Consider the following 21,078-nt stretch of genomic DNA (forward strand, 5'->3'; position numbering starts at 1 on the left):
TTGGCCAATTGCGAACGATGTTTCCCATCGCCTTTTGGCATATGGGCAAAATCCATTTCGCCACAGCGTATTATATGTGGCTTGCCATTAAGCTTAAAAAATTTGGCACCTATTGCATAGGTGTTTTCTTTTTGGGCCCAGCTATTAATAGATAAGCTTATTAACAGCCCTGAAACAAGTGGTTTTGTAAGCAAATGGATAGGCATTTGTGCTGGTTCTTTACGGTTTTGTTGCTTTGTATTCTTTAAAAGTAGAACAAGCAAATGAGCATTACAACATAAATATCAGCGCAAACGATTGACTAATTTTTGCAATACCAATTATTTAGGCCCAAAGCAAATGATCTATTTACTTCGCTTATTTTAAGCTATGCTGCAATGCCTTTGCAACAATTGCCCATTGCCAAGGCAAATGGTAATTAAAGCTTTTCGCCTCCCCCCTTTACCGCTGTTTTAAAGGCTTTACATTTTAAAGGCCATACTGTAGAAATAATAAAAAAATATGAGGAAGTATTTCCACACAGGCAGCGCAAAATGGGGAAACAGCTCAAACCAAACTGGTTCCGTTTACGCTATAAAAAGTATACTTATTTTTTTTCAACAAAGCATATTGCTTAAAAACAAGTGTCAAAACTACTCAAAATGGCCTTTTCCATATAAAAATGGTGGAGCAACAAGCGCTTCCCCGTCAAACATTAACTCAACGTTAAAATTTGGTTAAACTTTTGCCTAACAAGTTGTGAACGGGTACCATCAGCAATAAAAACAAGATGAGCATTCGTGATAAGTTATTGTTTTTCTAATAGCCCTCATATGGAAAGAAAACTCATCACCGAAATCAATATAGAAGACAAAGCCATACCACACTTTGATTCATTCGATCTGGAGCAACAATTTAACGGGCATCATTATTTCGAACTTCGGTTTAAGCAGAATCATTTTGGCCTGCCCAGTTTGATCAACCTTGATGATAGCCGCGATTTTGTTGGTAAAACACTTACAGCCTCATTCGGATATCAGGTTAATGGACTACAAGAATTTGCTGGTTTGGTTACCAAGATAGAACTCGCACAGAACCATGGCTACCATGGCATTTTAATTGTAAGTGGCTATAGTCCTACCATTTTAATAGACCGTGGTCCAGATTTGGGTTCTTACTTAGATAAAGATCTAAACGAAATTGTAGCCCTAGCCACAAAAGATACCTCTGCAAACGATCTTAAAATTATATGCAATGCCAGCAGGAAAAAAACTGTCGATTATCTTATTCAATACAAAGAAAGTGATTTTGAATTCCTGAACCGCTTATCAGGCGAATATCATGAATGGTTTTTCTACGATGGCAAACAGCTCAACTTTGGCAAACCAGATGAGCAGAAAGAAGTTGTGCTTTTTTATGGCCGAGATGTACAGAATCTTCAGTACGCCATGGAAATTTCACCGATCAAGCATAAACGCTTTGCATATAACCCTAAAGAGGATGAAATGCTACACAGCGAAAGTACAGGCATAACAAACGACATACTCGATCTTGCTCATGCTATACAGGCTTCGAACCGCACTTATAGTAAAACATTTAACCAGCCTTCGCTCATCCGCGTAGAAAACAGTAACGACATTAAAAGCCATGTAGAGAATGAAGAAAAAGCCACCATATCAGAACTTCTAAAAATCAGTGCTACAGGAGATAATGCCGAATTAAGTATTGGCAATATTGCTGAAATTACTATGAGTGTTAGGCAGGGAAATGCTTTTATAACCGAAAGCATAGGTAAATTCCTCATTACCAACATTCATCACCATATAGATGTTGCAGGAAAATACCAAAATACCTTTACAGGCTTGACAGCCGCCACCGAACGCATTTTGGTAGAGAATTATAAAAAGCCAAATCCAGATATACTGTTAGCAGATGTAATGGACAACAATGACCCCGAAGGGCAAGGCCGGATCAAAGTAAAGTTTAAATGGGAATGCCTAACGAATGATATCACCGAATGGCTGAGGGTAATTGCCCCAGATGCGGGAAGTAGTGAGCAAGTAAATACAAACAGGGGTTTTGTTTTTATACCTGAGGTTGGAGATCAGGTTGCCGTAACTTTTGAAGAAGGAAATATCGCCAGACCAATTGTATTAGGAAGTGTTTTCCATGGCATTAACGGCGCCGGTGGTTACGAGAATAATCATTTAAAAGCTATTGCAACCAGAAGTGGTCATTTACTAGAATTTAATGATGCCGCTGGTGCTGAAACAATTACCATTACAGATAAAAACCGAAATATTATACGCTTTGATACGAGTACATCGAGTATTGAGATTTCTGCTCCCGAGAATATCAGTATCCGGGCTAAAAACATAGATATCAATGCAGAACAAAATATATCGATATCTGCTGGAGAACATATCTATAATAACGCAGGTGGAAATATAAGCAGCAATGCTGGTGAAAATCATTCATTAATGGCCGAAAATATTACAATGATAGCTAATGATAGTATTAATAAAACTGCTATACATATCGAAAAAACAGCAGAACAGATTAATTTGAATAGTACCCAAGAGAATATTGAATTTCATAGTGCCAAAGAGATTGTAAATAAGAGTGGTAGCAAGGTTAAATTATTTTAAGATGGGAACAATTAAATACATCAGCAAAACCATTACCGAAAATATAAGAAGTGCTAAATGGTTTTCTACCCAAGGAGCTATAAATTTCAATGCGACAAAAGAAGTAATTCTGCAAAGTAGATACAAGATAAAGTATGATCGATATGTGCCTTCAAAACAAACAGGGTAAACCGATCTTGCTGTATTAATTAAGAACAATGTATACCCATGAATAAAATTGATTATAAATCTTTGGAAAAGCCTTTAAATATGCTTTTCAAGGTAGAAATCGCTGAAAAAACAGCATTCAAAGATGAGTATACCTTTAAACTTTTTGATATAGACATTTTACCAGATAAAACATCGTTTTGGTCTGGCCATCAGAATATCGAAATTCTACGCAAACAAAGTTTGATCGATGCGTTACCTGATAACGATGTTGATTTATTCGTACAGCAGATTTCTACAGCATTACATCAATTGACCTTAAAAATAGGTTTTAACGGAATGCCAGTAAGTGTTGAAAAACAAAATGAGCTATGGCAAAAATGGTTGGTCATTAGAGAAAATTTGACTAATACTTACACTGGAGATTGGATCGATTCGACCTTAATAGCGGTTGACAAAAAAATGTTACCTAGTGAAACATTAACCGAATATATCAAGCAAGACTTATTTCTTAATGAATATTTCAGAGGAGTTTATGATGCAAATTTTGTAGAAAACAATTTTAGTCGAAAAAGAGAAGTGTACGGTTTATGTCCGTTCCCGATCTGGTTTAATGAAAAGTGGACACTTCAAACATCAGAGAATCAAAAACTGATTAAATTTTCTGGGAACTGGACCAAGAATGTTGATCAACCAAGATTTGATAGCTGGTTAAAAACGAAGACAGATAATGATATGACAGAAGTAAGTGTCGAAGGGTTTTATCAGATAGATCCAATTACTGGTTGGTGCAACGCCTTACAAAGCACTTATTCATTAATAGCAAATAGTAGCTATTTAAAAACACTAAAGATTATTTTAACAACCAATTAAATTAGCCAAAATGGATTGGAGTACTGATGCTGAACCAACAAATAACGAAGAAAACCTAACGGATGATAAGATTACAGATAACCTAACTGTATCCATAGCATCAGACAGGCAAGTAATAGATGAACCTAAACAAAATGTAAAAGTTATGGAACTATTGATATGTCATGGGGCTAAATGCACCTGCGATCAAGCGGTAGATCCCGCTCCGAAAAAGTTGAACGTACTTAGCCATAACAAATATGTGATTAACGATAGTGGTGAAAGTAAATTTATTGCAACCACCTTAGAAAACAAAGTGTTTAACCTAAACTTTGGGCAATGCAAAGTACCGGCCCCAAGTAGGCCTGTACCCTGTACTGCCAAATTGCAATGGAAAGATTATTATGAAAAAGTAGAATTGCCAAACGGTGCTTATGTATTGACAAACAAAAGCACAGCTATTTGTACTGCGAAAGGTGGAAATGTAAAAATAGTTCAACATGGCCAGCAAGCAAATATTACTGCACAAGAATTAGAAAATGCCAAAGCTGGCAGTTGGGCCGCTGATGGTCCACTGCTTACCGAAGAACTGATTCATACCGAACAAGCGGCAAAAAATGAAGATGAAGATGGAGCAACAGTAAAATCGATAATACCTTTATCTTACGGCGATCAACAACCGCTCGACACGCCTATTACTTTTAAAGCCGATTTTGCTGGCAAAGCAACCGATGCAGATAAGCAAGGCGTAAACTGGATAGTCTATGATACAAATGGTATTCCCTTGCAATTGCGAAACGATGCAGGCGAAACCCTCACCATTACCTTTAAAAAAGTCGGCACCTATTTAATTGAAGCTTATGGCAAAACCAATGGTGATAAAAGAATAACCAGGCCTTATACCATTAAAAAAAACGAGATTGAAACCGTGACCACAGTCGACGGAAGCACAAAAGTAAGAATAAATGTACCTGTCACCTTTAGGCTCCAAAGCCTTTTTCAATCCGCGGCCCTACCAGGCGACATCAGTACTATTACCTGGGAGGTAACCAAAACAGGAGGAATTGGCATCCCTACGCTATTAACCCAGACAGGGAACATCACTCAGGTATTCTGTAGCGAAGAATGCAGCTATGTGGTGTCAGCATGTTTTAATGGTATTCCAAAACAATCAAAACAGATACAAGCTTTAAGAAATGGGATTACTTCAGTTACCGCTTCCAGCGATAGCACAAGAATAAAAGAAGAGATAACTTTTAGCGTAAAAGACCATTTTAAAATATTGCCCACGTTACCGCAGGAAATTGCTTCTGTAAAATGGATATGCAAAGATATTGATGGTAAACCAGTTGAAGCTTTTAAATCAAAAATAGGTAAAACCATAACCCATCAATTTGACGAACCTGGTGAGTATACCGTACAGGCATATATGGTACAACCAAGCGCAAAAGTAGCGGTTAAAATAACAGTTGCCCAGCCTGAAATTATATTGGCACAATGGGAATATCCCGAAGGTGGTAGAAAAACAAAAACGGGCTGGGGTGAACCAAACCATGCCTACATTAAATTTAAAGCGGCAGAAGGTTTAATTGTAGATTTAGAATATGGTTATTTAGATCACAGCGGCAAATCGAGAGCCATCCATTTGATTACAGGCTTCAGAGTCTCTCAAAATCAAATATTAGATTTAGAGAAATACAATTTCATCCCCAATGCAGATAAGTATAAAAAACTGCTAAAAGAAGGAACGGAATTTTACTTCAAAGTATACTCGACTGATAAAAACTATGAAATCTTAAATGGAAATATTCCTCAACCGCTGCAAAAACTAAAACTAGTTAGCAAAGAAGAAATTGTAAGCATCGAATTTTTAACCGACAACAAACCAGTTATTCAAGCACTATACGGCAGCAAAATGAAATGCCGCATCCGCACGCGTAACCTAAGCGCAAAAAATGTATCTGTTAAAATTTACCGAAAAGAAAGCCGCCTTGGGCTAGACAATTTAAGGAAAGATACACTTGTACATCATAAACAATACCCTTTAAATGATAATGGCATGATTGAGTTTGATTTTATATTGGCCAAAAGCTGGGAGAAAAGTTATAGTGAAAAACTGCATCGTTTTTATGCCATAATAGAAGAAATGGAATTTTTAGGCACAAGCAATACTTTAGTAGCCTTTAAGAATGATGTACCAGCAAATGGAGGAAAATCATTGGTGGGCGTGGGGAATCAGGAAGGCAATAGTCATAGTGATTGCCCCAGATGTAATAAAGACATTACTGCTGCAGAACTAAAACAAATATTTAAAGATGCTGATGGTGCTATGCTCAAAACAGTTGCCAGCACCTACAACAAATATATGGCAGATCTTGGCATGAATACCTGCTGGGTTAAAGCACATTTTTTTGCCCAAATCAGGGTAGAATCAGGAACTAAACTGCATGTAAAAAGCGGAGAAAACATGAATTACAGTGCAGATACGCTGATCAACGGTAACTTAAATAAAAAAACAGGCAATCGGGATAGTCCACCATTTTCATATTTCGCCAAACATAAAGAAGATGCCTATAAATATGGAAGAACCAAAGATCATGAAGCAAATCCGCAAATGATTGCGAATCTGGCTTATGCGGATAAAAATAGAAATGTAAACAATAGAATTGGTAATACACAGGGAGGAGACGGCTGGAATTTTAGGGGGAAGGGCTTGATACAACTAACAGGAAGAGAAAATTATTGTAAAGCAAACACTTATACTTTAAAATATGAGCAGGTGGATATCCTTAAAAATTCAGATATTGTAGCTAAGGACATTAAAATTGCGGTATTAACTTCAATGGCGTTTTATAAATGGAATGGGTTGATTGCAAAATCAAATGGCGCACTTAGAAATAAATTAATATCTGAAAAAGTAGGCAACAATGTTGGAGATAGCCATGCTGAAAAACAAAAAGCATTTAACTACTTCACTTCAAAAATATTTAAAACAAGCAAATGTGACTGGAAGGAAATTGAGATTAAAATAATTGGAAACAGAGCACCTTGGATGGAAACTGCACTAGCAGAAGCTAAAGCAATGAAAGGTTGTGATGAAGGAGAAGAACCAATGTACACTAAAGCTAAATCATACTTAGTTTATTGTAATAATAACGCTAAACCAACAGACGGATTTAAGGGACCTTGGTGTGCCGCCTACATGAACTGGTGTATTAGTAAGACAAAAAACGCTAAGAATAAAAATGAGCCATATAGTCATCTTAATTCGGCAGGATCCCTTGCTCCTGTTAATCATGAGGAATACAAAAATATACCGGAAGCTATTTACGGATGTTTAGTTGTCTACGAAGCTACCAATGGTTCAGGAAAAGGACATACCGGGTTTTTGTATGGCAAAACCAGAGAAGGTTGGTTTATTCTTCTAGGCGGAAACCAGGGAGACTCTATTCGCTTCAGCGGTTATGGAAAATCATTCACTTACGAAGGGATTACTAAAACATTTAAAGGCTTTTATATTCCTAGTGATTATGAAGTTAAAGATGCTGACAAATTAAAAGATAGTGATATCTATGAAAGTTCTGCAGCAGTAAACAAAAAATATGGTATTAAACCAGCACCAAAAAAAGAAAATAAATCGAATTAAATCAATAAATACAAAAAATGAAAAGAAATAGGATATTGTTTTTTTGCATTATGTTACTAGCATTAAGCAGCTGTAAAAACAAAACGAAGCAAAATAGTTCAATAGCAAATCAAGAAATACAAAAACCAATGATACCTATAAAAATAATAGAAGAAATAAAACAGCATTTGGAAGATCAAAAAAGGGTGGACGGTGAAGAAGGGTCCTTTGACAATCCATATCATTTAACTGCAAGAGATCTGAAACTTGCTTCTATAATAATCTTAGAAGGATTAAAAAATCATGGATTTAAAACTATTAGTGATGAGTTATTTAATAATAGAATTAAGGAAGTATTTGCGATTGATGATTTTAAAAATCCTCATTATAAAATCCATGTTGCAGACAATCATATTACACTTTTTGGTCAACAAAAAGAGGATTATAAATTCTTAGTAAGAAATGAATTTGGGGGGTTTGCTGATACTGAAAACTACTTCTTATTGAGAAAGGAACATCTGTTTTTCGAATTTCAAACGTTGGATTACTTAATCAAAATCAATAAAGATAATACTTATAAGGTTACAATTGAACCTTATCTTATCCATAGAAATAAATATTTATTTAATAATGACAAGGTAAGTTTAGCCTGGCTTTTTAATAATGACAAACATTTTTTAAGTATGCTCTTAGAAAGATATGGATATGATAAAGAGCCAAAAATAAATAAAATGATGTTGGACTCCATATACAATCGAAATCCTCAACGTGGAGAGTTAATTGCAAATTTGATTTTTATAAAGGATAGTTTTAACAAATTACAGATCAGAAAAGACTTATTAAAATATATAGAAGAGCATACGAGTGCCGCAGATAATCATTTTATTTATGCTTTGGGTAGTTTTATGAGTTTACTATATTCTGATGATTTAGATAAAATCTTCTTAAAAGAACCCTCCAAAAAATTCACTTCTATAGAAAAAGCAGAAATAGTAGCCAACATTGCCAATATCGAAAACCCAGCTATAGAAAAATATAAATCTCCAGAATCATCACTAGTATGGAATAATGCTGGTTCTTCATTATATAATCTTTCGGTTTCGCACCCCGAGGTGATTAAAATAATAGAAGCGCACAATTATTTTGGCTTACCTAAAATGAAAGAGATTATGGCAAAACTACAGGAAGAAGCACCACCTACAGGTGCCGACCCGGAATAGGTAAATTATTAACGAGAATATCCATATGCATGTTTATGAGTTTATTCTTTTTTATGCTTCTTACACCTAATTGTGTCGAGCATAGACGAATATACCTCCATAAAGCATCTAACTACAAACAGAAGCTTACATACAAAAACCTGCCCCAATAATAGCTAAAATGACTGTTTTTAAGCTCAAATATCAACAAACTCCGAGTTGAGGAATATTTATTTGTATAAGTCCGAAATTATCTGCAGCCAAAATATTTAATTCAATACACATTTTGGCTGCAGATAATTTATTAACAAGGCGGGTTATTTGGCCAAGCACCACAGCCCCATTCATCAATAAACCCGGTAGCAACGGAAATCCTTTTTATTGCATAAGAGCCATCCCTCCTATTCTTGCTGCTGGTTGCGTAAAATCTGCAATAAAAAGATTGGAGTGAATAACGGGGCTGCAGCACCCACGGAGGTATGCATGTTCGTTTTCAAATGAAAATCCACGAACTAATTGTAGACTAGCCCAAACCTGCCGATGAAAATCGGAACATGTAATAGAAGGTATTTTTAATAGTCGAAACAAAAAACGTTTATCCTTCGACAAGCTATCAATGATAGGTTCCAAAGAATGGTCGTCATTGCGAGGAACGAGGATAACCAAACGAATTGAGCTCATGAATGCCTTTAAAAACAACTACAAAAATGAATAATCTTAATGCGCTCGCAGGTAGCGATCGTTGTAAGATTGCTTCGTCGGCTGAAAAAGCCTTCTCGCCATGACGATTCTTCGCATCCAATCGCCACAAAGAATGCATTTGTCATCTATTTTGATGTTTATACAATAAATACCCTTCAGGATAACAATGTTTTTTGTTCCTTCTAATTGCAACCCCCAACCCCAAAATTAGGAGTGAGTTGGAGGCTACAAATAAGGTCTTCGACAAGCTTAGGCTAACATTTTTTAAAAAACCAACTAAAAGCCAAAACCCTCTGATACAACTTCCTGTACCTTACTTTTCCTGAACTCTTTCATCGATTGTGGTTCTTTGGCCTCAAGCGTGGCAAAATCTACCACACCTGTTCTTTTTGCCCAATCGAAATAGGCTACCGATAGCCTGCTCACCACATCGTGGTTTTGCCTGGCTACGTTGGTGGTTTCGCCGCGGTCGGTTTCTAAATTGTATAGCTCCCAATTGTAGCCTGGCCAGGTAGATACCAGTTTCCATTTGCCAGCACGCACTGCGCGGTTGCCTGCACGTTCCCAAAATAGCGGTTCATCGCGTTTCAGTTCGTTGTCGCTACCAAACAATACCGGCAACAAGCTTTTACCGGCCAATGCATTCGGCGTAATGCCCTGATAGCTTTTTGGATAGGCAGCCCCGGCCAGATCGTAAAAAGTTGGGGCAATGTCGATAATATGCCCAGTGCCTTTTTTAACGGTACCGGGTTTAATTTTAGCTGGATACCAGGCAATAAACGGCGAGCTGATGCCGCCTTCGTACATATAATCTTTAAAGGCTTTTAATGGCGAATTTGAAGCGTACGACCAGTTTTTACTTTGCGATTCGTACGAACCGATGGTACCTACAGGGCCCGAATTGCGCACGGCACCTTTGTACCATTTTACCAGATCTTCTGCAGGGGCACCGTTATCAGAAATAAACAGGATGATGGTATTTTTATCGGCTCCGGTTGCTTTTAACTTATTTAAAACCTGGCCAATGCCCTGATCTAAACGATCGACCATGGCTGCAAAAATCTCCATCTTTTTGGCCCACTGGCTGCGCTGATCGAACGATAGTTTGTTCCAGTTGTAGATATCGGCATCTTTTTCGGAGATGGTAGAATTGCCATCAATAATACCCAGTTCTTTTTGTTTTTTAATTCTTTCGGCCCGGAGTACATCCCAGCCTTTATCGTAGCGGCCTTTGTATTTGGCAATATCTTCTGGCAGTGCATGCAGGGGCCAGTGCGGCGCGGTATAGGCTAAATACAGGAAAAAGGGTTTGTCTTTAGCACTCTGATCTAAAAAGTTTACGGCATTCTGGGTAATTACATCGGTTTGGTAAAATTTACCCGCTTCTAACGGGTAAGGTTTTCCATCGATGGTATATGCACGCTTTTTACCTCCTTCGTAATCGCCCTGATCGAAATAACTTCCATTTTCTGACATCATTACGTGATCGAAACCACGTTGCCAGGGAAAACTCACATCTTTACCTGCAACATGCCATTTGCCCGACATTAAAGTATTGTAACCCTGGGTTTTTAAAACCTCGGCCAGGGTAAGCGATTCTTTATTAAGGTAACCCTGATAGGCCGGAAGCCCCAGATCGTTGGCGAAATACCCCACCCCTGCTGTATGCTGGTACTGCCCGGTTAATAAGGAGGCACGGGTTGGCGCACAAATGGAATTATTATAAAATTCTTTTAGCCGAAGGCCCTCGTTGGCGAGGCGATCTAAATTAGGTGTTTTAATTTCTGAGCCGTAGGCGCCAAGATCTGAATAACCCAGATCATCAGCCAGGATAAGGATAATATTAGGCTTTGCCGGCCTGGCATTTTGCGCAAAACCCTGGAAGGCAAATAATGCACCTACGCATGTTAATATAACTTTGTTCATCTTTTTCTTTATTTAATACTAAAAATTCTGATTGTCCCTATTATTTCCTTGTGCCGGCCGGGCGGGTGCGGTTTTAAGCAATTCGTAATCTACTACCCCATTTTCTGCAGCCCACTTTACATAAGCGGCTTTTAACTGCGCCACTATTTCGGGGTGTTGAGCGGCCACATCGGCATTTTCGGCCCTATCTTTTTCGATATCGAAAAGCTCATATTTTTCGGTTAAACCTGCCGGAGAAACGAGTTTCCATTTGCCCCAGCGTACGGCTTTGTTACCACCACGTTCCCAAAACAAAGGTACAGCGCGCTGAACGGTATCTGTTGAGCCGCTAAGCAATGGCAACAAACTTTTACCAGCGAGGGCATTACTGGTTATGCCGTTTAACTGTTTTGGATAATTAATACCCGCCAATTCGTAAAAAGTTGGGGCAAGGTCGATCAGGTGACCTGTGCCTTTGGCAATTGTTCCCGCTTTAATTTTATTCGGAAACCAGGCGATAAAGGGTGCACTAATGCCACCCTCGTACGGAGCGCCTTTATAATTACGGAGCGGTGAGTTACCTGTTTGCGACCAATTGCTGTTCTGTGTTTCGTAAGATCCGGCTGTACCAACAGGCCCTGTGGTGCGTTGCGTATAAGGTCTGGTGCCATTGCCGCCCTGAGCACCATTATCTGAAATAAAAATGATGAGGGTATTTTCGTCCTGTTTAAGTTCCTTTAATTTAGCAAGCAAACGGCCAACACCCTGATCTACATGATCGATCATGGCGGCGTAAACTTCCTGGCGGCTTTGCCAATATTCCTGTTCATCATAAGTTAACTTGTTCCAGGGTTTTACCTGGTCATCGTGCACGCCAATTTTCTGATCACTACCGATAAGGCCTTTTTTAATGGCATTGCGGTAACGCTGTACACGTAGCGAATCCCAGCCCAATTTATATTTGCCCTTATATTTGGCAATATCGGCAGGAAGTGCCTGAAGTGGCCAATGCGGTGCATTATAGGCCAGGTATAAAAAGAAAGGCTTTTTAGCTTTTTGCTGATCGTCTAAGAAACCCAATGCATTATTGGTAATTTCTTCGGTTAAATATTTACCTGGTTCCAGAAAATATGGTTCGTTATCTTTAACCAAGGGTACAGTTTCAGTTCCTTTTCCTCCGATTTCGTAATAATTGCTGGCGCCACCAATAAAGCCAAAGAAATGATCGAAACCGCGTTGGTTTGGCCATTGGTTCCGATCGTCGCCCACATGCCATTTACCTGCCATGAGTGTGGTATAACCACCTGATTTAAGCACCTCGGCCAGGGTGAGCGATTCGCGGTTCAGAAAACCCTGATAGGCCGCCAGCCCAAGGTTATTGTTAAAAAAGCCAACACCCGCCTTATGCTGGTACTGCCCGGTAAGTAGCGATGCCCTGGTTGGTGCACAGATCGAATTGTTGTAAAATTCTTTCAGCCTTAAACCACCTGCAGCCAGTTTATCTAAATTGGGTGTTTCTATTTCAGTTGCGCCGTAAGGACCGGTATCTGAAAAGCCAAGATCATCTACCAATACCAGCACGATATTGGGCTTTTGCTTTTTCTGCGCCGAAGCAACCTGCACAGCCAATAAGCCAAAAGCCAACAGGCATGCTTTTGCTATGGGCAAAGTGGAATGTTTTTGTTTAAAATTCATGCGATTAAATTTATTATCCGAGTAAGATGATTAATAGTTTACCCAATCTGGGTTCTGTTTTAATTTAGGGTTAAGGTTAAGCTCGCGTTGCGGAATAGGGAAATGAATGTGGCGCTTAGCCGCTAAAGTTTTTCCGGCTGCTTTGAGTGTAGCCACATAATAATCTGCTCCTCTTCTGGCCAAGTCGAACCAGCGCTGGTATTCGAAAACCAATTCCTTTCTGCGCTCCTGAAAAACAGCATCCCTAAACTGATCTACAGTTAATGCCGGAGAAATATCGGCCAGTTTGGCTATGCCCGCACGCTGGCGTACTTCATCTATTGTGGCATAGGCCGCTGCATTTGGCCCATTATTTACTTCGTTTAAGGCTTCAGCATAAATCAAAAGCACTTCTGCATAACGGATAATGGGTAAATTTTTAGAAGACTGCGATTGATTCCCTACCACGGCCGGATCGTAATATTTATTAAACTGTGGCGAAAAGGTGTATAACTGACCATTTGTAGGGCTCACCATCTGCGTAACAAAGGTGATGGCCTTTCGGGTATCGTTATCGGCAAAACTGTTATACAAACCGCCAGCGGTATGCAGGGCATCAGCATAATCGCCATTAATGCCGGGTACATCTGCCGGGGCCGAACGGCTGGCCAAACTATTGCCCTGAAAGCCAGCGTTACCTACAAACTGTGCCGAGAAGATATGTTCTTTACCATTTTTGGTGGCTACATTAAACACATCGGCAAAGTTTGCAAACAGCGAATAGTATTTGCTATCGATTACCTCTTTACTTTTTTGTACTGCATTTGCCCATTCTTTATGGGTAAGGTATACTTTTGCCAACAGACTTTTGGCTGCGCCTGAAGTTGCCCTTCCTAAATCTTTGCTGCTATATTCTGCAGGTGCAGGTAGCGATTCTGCATCTTTTAAATCCTGAATGATCTGTGCATATACCGCAGCCTCGGGCGCGTTGGGTACATATAGATCGTCGGGCGCTAAAGAAGTATTTTCGTGCAGTACAATGGGTACATCGCCAAACCAGCGTACCAGATTAAAGTAATGTAAAGCCCTTAAAAACTTCGATTCGTTGATTAAACGTTTTCTAATGGCCGACCCAATCTTGCCCTCATCAATCAAAGCAATTTTATCGATGGCAATATTCGAAGCGTTAATGGCATCGTAACTTTGTTTCCACAGCTGCTCCATCCTATCGTTAGATGAGTCGTGGGTTAAGCCAGATATGGCCCTAACGTGTGCATTTCTGGCCCTTGGGCCTGCTTCATAATCGTCGGTAGCCATTTCTACCCCAATCTGCATCAAACTGTTGTAAAGCGATTGGCCACTTTCGTAAAGTTTACGGTAATTGGCTGTAACAGCAGAAACCGCCTGACCTTCGTTTTGGTAAAACTGTGCAGTAACAAGCACAGCATCGGGATCTTCTTCTAGCTTGGAGCAGGCCGAGAGTGCTACGGCTAAAATGGATGCATATATTAAGTTTATCTTTTTCATTGCGATATAGATTAAAATGTTAACCTTAAACCAGCCCTAACCGATCTGGCGATGGGATAAATCCCGGCATCAGTTCCTGGCGATACATTACTTCCAGAGGTAATTTCGGGATCGAAGCCTGAATAATTTGTCCAGGTAAGCAAATTCTGCCCGGCTACATAGAAATATACATTTGATAACTTTGCCTTAGCAGCGATCTTTTTTGGCAAAGTGTAACCCAGTGATACATCTTTTAACCTTAAGAAAGAACCGCTTTCGATAAAACGATCGGAAAATACAGGTGCAGGATCTAATTTGGCCCTTGGAATGGTCTGACTGGGATTACTTGGTGTCCACCGGTTTAAAGCGGTAGCCGAGGCATTTTGCTGCCCGGTAAACAGCTCCAGGGTTTGCATATTCGAGTTCAAAATACTGTTGCCATACGAGCCTTGTATAAATATTAACAGATCGAAACCTTTGTACTCGAAATTGTTGGTTATGCCAAAAATAAAATCGGGTTGTGCATTGCCGATAATGGCTTTATCTGCAGCTGTGGTAAATAAACCATCTCCATTAATATCCTTGTACAATCTATCGCCAGGTTTTGGCACGGCACTCCCCGTATATTTACCTTTAGTCGCTTCTTCCCCGGTTTGTAAAATTCCATCGGTTACATTGCCATAAAAGCTGCCTAAGGGTTCGCCAACTTTTACAATGTAGTTTCCGCTGATATACGATTGCGCGCCGTTACCAATGCTCAACACTTCATTCCGGTTAACAGAAAAGTTTAAATTGGTATTCCAGATAAATGCGCCGGTGAGGTTGCGGGTATTCAGGCCAATTTCGAATCCTTTATTTAATACCGATCCATAATTCTGTAGCGATGTACCATAACCTGTTGTCCAGGGGATCTCTACATTTAACAATAAATCTTTGGTCTTCTTGTAATAACCATCTAACGTTAATTGGATGCGGTTGTTAAAAAAGCCAACATCTAAGCCAGCATCGTATTGATGGGTAGTTTCCCAGCCCAGTTTATCGTTCGCAATGCGGTTAGGTGCAAAACCCGTGGCGGTAGTGCCTCCAAAAACATAGTTGAGACTGTACAGGGTTGCCAAAGACTGGTATTGACCAATCTCCAGGTTTCCTGTTGTACCGAAACTGGCACGTACCTTTAACTCATTGATTGTTTTTTGTACGGACTCGAAAAATTTCTCGTTACTGATTTTCCATGAAGCCGCTGCCGAAGGGAAGTACCCCCATTTGTTTCCTTTCCCAAAACGGGAAGAACCATCGGCACGGATACTCGAGGTTAGGAAATAACGGTTATCGAAACTGTAATTTACCCTGGCCAGGTAAGAGTGTAACACCCATCTGGTGGCATCAGAATAAGGCGCTACCAAAGTTGCACCGCTTTGCAGGCTGTTAAAGGTTAAATCGTCGGTTACAAACTTCTGGGCATTTGCCCTGGTGGTTTCACTGGAAAACTCCTGTTGTGTAAAACCGATTACAGCATCCAAAGCATGTTTACCAAAAGCTTTATTGTACGAAAGGGTATTCTCATTTAACCAGGAATAAGAATTATAAGTTCCCTTTCCGGCAGAACCACCAATGGTACTTCCTTCATAAATGGTTGATGGAATATAATTCTTTTCATTCACACTGTTTACATCAGCACCAAGCAATACTTTTAAATTCAGTCCTTCAATAATAGTGTATTCTCCAAAGGCCGTTCCCAAAAATTTATTGGTGGTTGATTTATTGATCTGCTCTTTTAATGAGGCAATTGGGTTGGCAAATATATTTTCGAAAGGATTACGAAGCGTATAAGCACCAGAAGCATCGTAAATAGAAGCGGTAGCTGGCATAATCAACAGGCCATTAATGATCCCCGAGGGAGATACATTGGCATCGGCCTTGCTTCCGGTAATACTTGCACTTACTTTAAATTTTTCGAAAGGCTGGGCATCTACATTGGCCCTGATACTGATCCTCGAATAATCGGTGTTCTTTAAAATACCATCCTGATCAAAGTAGTTCCCCGAAATGAGGTAACGTGTTTTTGGGTTACCACCACTTATGGTGAGTTGATGGTTCTGCGTTGGTGCACGTTCGAATGCTTCAGCCTGCCAGTCTGTTCCTGCTCCTAACTGGCCAATCTGTGCCTGACTCAAATACTGGAAACGGCCTTTGGCTGGATCGGTATCGTACAAAGCATCGTTCCGGAGCAAAGCAAAATCGTGTGCATTTAGGAGGTCTAACTTCTTTCTTAACGATTGCGTGCCATAACTTCCTTCATAGGTAACCGCACTACGATCTGCTTTTCCTTTTTTAGTGGTGATGATCACGACGCCATTGGCTCCCCTCGATCCATAAATCGCCGTTGCAGAAGCATCTTTTAGAATATCAACCGTTTCAATATCGGAAGGGTTGATACTGGCTAATGGATTAAGTGGCGTACCACTCAAGGTACCTGCCGAAGCCGAACTGTTGTACAAAGGAAATCCATCAAGCACATATAAAGGCTCATTTCCACCTTGTACAGAACTTCCGCCCCTTACACGGATACTTACACCACCACCCGGCTGACCAGATGTTTGGGTAACCTGCACACCTGCAGCAGCACCTTTTAACAATTGATCTATTGAACTTAAGGGTTGTTTCAATGCCGATTTAGAAATGGAAGAAACAGAACCTGTAATGTCGCTTCGCTTCTGCGTGCCATAACCCACTACCACCACATTATCGAGTTGGTTGGCAGCTTCTTCTAGTTTAATTTCAATCGGACTTCCGCTTGCTATGATTTCGATGGTTTTATAACCAATGTAACTTACGGTTAAGGTGTAAGGAAACTTCTGTCCGGTTACGAACCTAAATTTACCCTCATTATCGGTTGCAGCAGAGTGGGTAGTTCCGTTAATGCGGACCACTACACCTGGGATGGGCTCTTTAGTTTTCGAATCGGTAACCAAACCGCTGAGGGTAGAGTTAATGAGCGGTACGGTTTGTGCTTTAACCGCAATTGAAAAAATAAATTGAGCAATAATCAACATTCCTAAATGGCCCAAGGCGCGTAAGGAACGGACTGATAATCTGGGCCGAACAGGCTTTTCCTGTCCGAAAACTGGTAACGAGACTTGCGAAGCCGACCCATAGGGCCACCTGACTTCTTCAAATTTTTGCATACTTTTGTTTAGGGTTAAGTGGTAAATTGATTCAGGTGCCAACGCCAATTGAAGACCTGTTTCGATGATTTAATCCAGGGGAGATACATTTGTGTTTCCCCGTTTTTATATAGTTTATAAAATTCTTATATGCTATCCTCCTATTGTTTAATGGTTTGTTTTTCCTTTATCAATACCATGCCTGCTCATTTCTTTCCAAATGAATTTTGTACTGCGTATCTGTTAAGTAATATCGGATCTGGCTTGAAAAACCAGATAAAGCAATGATTACAAGAGATGTCCTGTAAAATAAGGCAAGGTTCATAATAAGGGTGTAAATTTGGTTTTTGACTAGTTAAGTCAAAGCTTTATTGTTGAGCGTTTGGCCATTTAGAAAGCCATTGAGTTATAATTACGCGCAACAACAACGCATTCGCATTGATTCATGGTCATTCGAACAATGGATAGCGTAGGTAGAAAATGAAAGAAAGTAAAATTTATTCATATCGTTATTTGCAGGTGGCAGGCAAATATAATATTTAATTCTATAAATCCTATAGAATTTATAGATTAATAAATCAATTATCCCCTCCATAGATATAAGTAAAGATTAATTATCAAAAAGCTTAACCAATAGTCAATGCTTCTCTTTACTATTTATAAATTCTCCTGATCAAACTTGGTAAAGCAATGAGCAGTAAAGGCATGGCCACTATAAAACCACCAATAACAGCAATGGCTAACGGTTGATGCAATTGTGCACCAGCTCCTATACCTAAAGCCAAAGGCATTAAGGCGATAATTGCCCCAAGAGCAGTCATTAATTTTGGCCGTAAGCGGGTGGAAATAGCAAAGGTTATGGCGTCATCAACACTTTGTTTGGCAAGGGATTTTTTAAACTGTAAAAAAGTAAATATGGCATTCTCGCCGATAATACCCACAATCATGATTAACCCGGTGTAACTGCCCACATTGAGTGGTGTATGGGTTAAAAACAAGGCTAAATAACTCCCTGAAATGCCCAGCACCGAGATCAATAAAATGAGAAAGGCAATTTTAAAATCTTTGAATAGAAATAAGATTACACTAAACACCAACAAACTCGATGCAATAAGAATGGTGAGCAGTTCGGAGAACGATTGTTGCTGTTCTTTATATGCACCGCCATATTCGATATGATAACCCGAAGGCAGGTTTACGTTGGTATTTACGGTTTTCTGAAGGTCTTTCATTACACTACCAAGATCGCGGTTATCGAGCCTTGCAGTAACTACCCCAATGGTTTGCAGGTTTTCTCTTGCTACTTCGGCAATTCCTGCTTTAAGATCAACCCTGGCCATTTGCTGAATGGGCACCGCTGTTCCATCAGGCAAGAAAATTTTAAGCTTGTTGATATCGGCCACGCTGAAAGTTCTGCTTCCGGGGTAAACCATGCGGATGGGTGAAAGCTGTTGTTTATCGTATAAATCGCCAATTAAAGTTCCCTGCATTGCGGTTTGGACCTGCGATTGAAAAGATACCGGACTAACACCATATTGCGCCAGCATAGTAAAATTGGGTTGAATATTTACCGTTGGCCCGGAGCGTACAATACCATCAAACACATCTGCTGTACCACCTACGTGCGAGACCAGATCAGCTACCTTTTTAGATAAAACCTGCAGTTTTTCCTGATCATTGCCAAAAATTTTCACCTCGACGGGTTGTGTGGAACTCATTAGATCGCCTAACATATCACCAATTACCTGCCCGAAGTCGATTACCAATGCAGGTTGCGTATTTTCGATATGCGTGCGGATCTCCGAGATCACTTCTTCTGTACTTTTTGTCCTATTATGCTTTAGCTGGATCAGGTAATCGCCAGTATTTGGTTCGGTAATAAAAAAACCCATCTGTGTTCCCGTTCTTCGCGAATACGCCTGAACATCTGGAATTTTAACAATCTCCTTTTCTACCTGTTTAAGCATCCTGTCGGTTTCTTCAAGCGACGTACCTGGAGGTGAAGCATAATCCAAAACAATACTACCTTCATCCATTTCAGGGAGAAATCCGGTTTCTAAACGTGGGAAAACGAGCAGAATCGATGCGATCAGCCCGAGCATAAATATGATCGAGATATAAGGTCGTTGTATAAAATAACGCACCCAGTTTTGCGGTTTAACCTCATGTACGACTACTTTTTTGCTGGTTGCTGCATGACTGCCCCCTTTACGGGTAAGCAAAAGATAAATCACAGGTAAACCTATCCAGGTAACAAAGAAGGAACAGACCAGGGTAATGATCATGGTATTGGTCATCACCTGAAAATAAGAACCTGCAACACCCGTCATCAGTACAAAGGGGACGAATATCACGATGGTACTGATGGAGGAACCTAACATGGCCGGAAAAAGATAACTCACCGCCTTGCTCAATAACCTCATGGTCAATTCTTCGGGGTGTTCTTCGTGTGTGCGATGGATCTGCTCTACCACCACTATAGCATCATCTATAATTAAACCTATGGCTGCTGCAATGGCGCCAAGGGTCATGATATTGAGCGAATACCCAATAAAATATAGTGCAATTATGGTTAAACAAAGCGTAACCGGGATGGTGATTAAAATGGTAACACTTGCTTTGAACGATCTCAGAAAAACAATAGCCACCAAAATGGCCAATGCCAAACCGATTAATAAACTGTCGCGTACACTTTTTACCGATTCGTTTACAAAATCGGCCTGTACGTAATAAGGTTTAACGCTCACGCCTGCTGGTAGGATGCGTTTCAATTGTTCTACTTTGATAAACATCTCGTTAGAAAGATCAACCAGATTGGCATTGGGCTGTTTAATTACTGCAATCAGGATTCCATCTTTCCCGTTGGCATTGATGCGCGTATATTCTACACTCTGCTGAATATTTACCTTAGCAACATCCATTACCTTAATAATCCGGTTACCCTTTCTGCTCAACACCAGATTTTCCAGATCGTTTTTGTTTTTTACAGTAGCATCGGTTACAGATAGGTACAGGTAATTGTGATCGGTGAGGTAGCCGTTAGATTTTATAAAATTGGTTTGGCTGAGTGCATTGCTTATCTGATCTGGGGTAATGCCCAGCGCCTGCATTTTCTGTACATCTAACTCCAGCCAGTACTCTTTGCTCTTACCGCCAATTACGCGAATCTCAGAAACGCCATCAACCTGCGAAAGAAAGGGTTTTACGGTATAGGTTGCAATTTTTTTCAGTTCAGCAGATGAGTAATTGTGGCTTTCTAAACTGTAGCCACTTACCGGAAGGATAGACGGATTCATCTTCTCTACCGAAATATTAACCCCAGTCGGCAACGAAGCACTAATTTTGGCAATCTGCGATTCTATGCGCTGCTGACTCAGATCGATATCGGCACCGGGGTTCATAAATGCTGAAAGCTCGCAACTGCCCCTACTGGTAGTACTTCTAACCAATTGAAGATCGGGTACCTGTTTTACCGCATTTTCTAAAGGCCGCGTTACCGTAACCACCATCTTATCAACCGGCTGTAATTCTGCATCGGCAATAATTTTGATCTTTGGAAAAGTAATTTCTGGAAAAAGCCCTGTTTTTAGCTGACTGAAAGCATATACTCCGCCAACCATTATAATGAGCAATACCGCTAGGATTGGGTTTTTATGAGAAATGAAAAACTTGTTCAT

General features: G+C 39.9%; 10 protein-coding genes. 5 read left to right on the top strand and 5 right to left on the bottom strand.

Translation table 11 applies throughout. The features are described from left to right. Positions 1-812: 812 nt before the first annotated feature. Genes LQ227_RS19050 through LQ227_RS19070 form a run of 5 tightly spaced genes read left to right on the top strand, consistent with a single transcriptional unit; the run spans position 813 to position 8,471 of the window. Positions 813-2,627, top strand: a complete 1,815-nt coding sequence (locus LQ227_RS19050; RefSeq protein ID WP_230139893.1) for a type VI secretion system Vgr family protein — start codon at positions 813-815, stop codon at positions 2,625-2,627. 1 nt (position 2,628) lies between these two features. Next, entirely contained in the window at positions 2,629-2,796 is a 168-nt protein-coding gene (locus tag LQ227_RS19055) for a hypothetical protein (RefSeq protein ID WP_230139892.1), read from the top strand. Positions 2,797-2,834: 38 nt separating this feature from the next. Beyond that, positions 2,835-3,647, top strand: coding sequence for a hypothetical protein (locus LQ227_RS19060; protein WP_230139890.1), 813 nt, complete (start codon positions 2,835-2,837; stop codon positions 3,645-3,647). A 10-nt stretch (positions 3,648-3,657) separates the two neighbouring features. Further along, on the top strand, positions 3,658-7,272 hold the full coding sequence (locus LQ227_RS19065; protein WP_230150556.1) for a PAAR-like protein: 3,615 nt from the start codon (positions 3,658-3,660) through the stop codon (positions 7,270-7,272). 17 nt (positions 7,273-7,289) lie between these two features. Then, the gene (locus tag LQ227_RS19070; RefSeq protein ID WP_230139886.1) at positions 7,290-8,471 is read left to right on the top strand and encodes a hypothetical protein; all 1,182 of its coding nucleotides are present in this window, start codon (positions 7,290-7,292) and stop codon (positions 8,469-8,471) included. Positions 8,472-9,428: 957 nt separating this feature from the next. On the opposite strand, the gene LQ227_RS19075 is transcribed toward LQ227_RS19070, so the two are convergent. The 5 genes from LQ227_RS19075 to LQ227_RS19095 form a co-directional block, all read right to left on the bottom strand. Further along, positions 9,429-11,078 carry an arylsulfatase gene (locus tag LQ227_RS19075; protein ID WP_230139884.1) on the bottom strand — a complete coding sequence of 550 codons (1,650 nt, stop codon included), beginning with the start codon at positions 11,076-11,078 and terminating at the stop codon, positions 9,429-9,431. Positions 11,079-11,096: 18 nt separating this feature from the next. Then, positions 11,097-12,752, bottom strand: a complete 1,656-nt coding sequence (locus LQ227_RS19080) for an arylsulfatase (protein ID WP_230139882.1) — start codon at positions 12,750-12,752, stop codon at positions 11,097-11,099. 30 nt (positions 12,753-12,782) lie between these two features. Beyond that, positions 12,783-14,258 (bottom strand): RagB/SusD family nutrient uptake outer membrane protein, encoded by a 1,476-nt coding sequence (locus LQ227_RS19085; protein ID WP_230139880.1) that lies wholly within the window; start codon positions 14,256-14,258, stop codon positions 12,783-12,785. A gap of 11 nt (positions 14,259-14,269) precedes the next feature. Next, a complete protein-coding gene (locus LQ227_RS19090) occupies positions 14,270-17,422 on the bottom strand; it encodes a TonB-dependent receptor (RefSeq protein ID WP_230139878.1) in 3,153 nt (1,050 codons plus the stop codon). 632 nt (positions 17,423-18,054) lie between these two features. Continuing rightward, a complete protein-coding gene (locus LQ227_RS19095; protein ID WP_230139876.1) occupies positions 18,055-21,078 on the bottom strand; it encodes an efflux RND transporter permease subunit in 3,024 nt (1,007 codons plus the stop codon).

The organism is Pedobacter sp. Bi27 (genome assembly GCF_918698255.1).
GTDB lineage: Bacteria > Bacteroidota > Bacteroidia > Sphingobacteriales > Sphingobacteriaceae > Pedobacter.

What these genes read in the sequence shown, in the direction of transcription:
- LQ227_RS19075 (WP_230139884.1), bottom strand. Translation starts at nt 11,078, where the DNA reads ATGAACAAAGTTATATTAACATGCGTAGGTGCATTATTTGCCTTCCAG.
- LQ227_RS19070 (WP_230139886.1), top strand. Translation starts at nt 7,290, where the DNA reads ATGAAAAGAAATAGGATATTGTTTTTTTGCATTATGTTACTAGCATTA.
- LQ227_RS19080 (WP_230139882.1), bottom strand. Translation starts at nt 12,752, where the DNA reads ATGAATTTTAAACAAAAACATTCCACTTTGCCCATAGCAAAAGCATGC.
- LQ227_RS19095 (WP_230139876.1), bottom strand. Translation starts at nt 21,078, where the DNA reads ATGAACAAGTTTTTCATTTCTCATAAAAACCCAATCCTAGCGGTATTG.
- LQ227_RS19090 (WP_230139878.1), bottom strand. Translation starts at nt 17,422, where the DNA reads ATGCAAAAATTTGAAGAAGTCAGGTGGCCCTATGGGTCGGCTTCGCAA.
- LQ227_RS19085 (WP_230139880.1), bottom strand. Translation starts at nt 14,258, where the DNA reads ATGAAAAAGATAAACTTAATATATGCATCCATTTTAGCCGTAGCACTC.
- LQ227_RS19055 (WP_230139892.1), top strand. Translation starts at nt 2,629, where the DNA reads ATGGGAACAATTAAATACATCAGCAAAACCATTACCGAAAATATAAGA.
- LQ227_RS19060 (WP_230139890.1), top strand. Translation starts at nt 2,835, where the DNA reads ATGAATAAAATTGATTATAAATCTTTGGAAAAGCCTTTAAATATGCTT.
- LQ227_RS19050 (WP_230139893.1), top strand. Translation starts at nt 813, where the DNA reads ATGGAAAGAAAACTCATCACCGAAATCAATATAGAAGACAAAGCCATA.
- LQ227_RS19065 (WP_230150556.1), top strand. Translation starts at nt 3,658, where the DNA reads ATGGATTGGAGTACTGATGCTGAACCAACAAATAACGAAGAAAACCTA.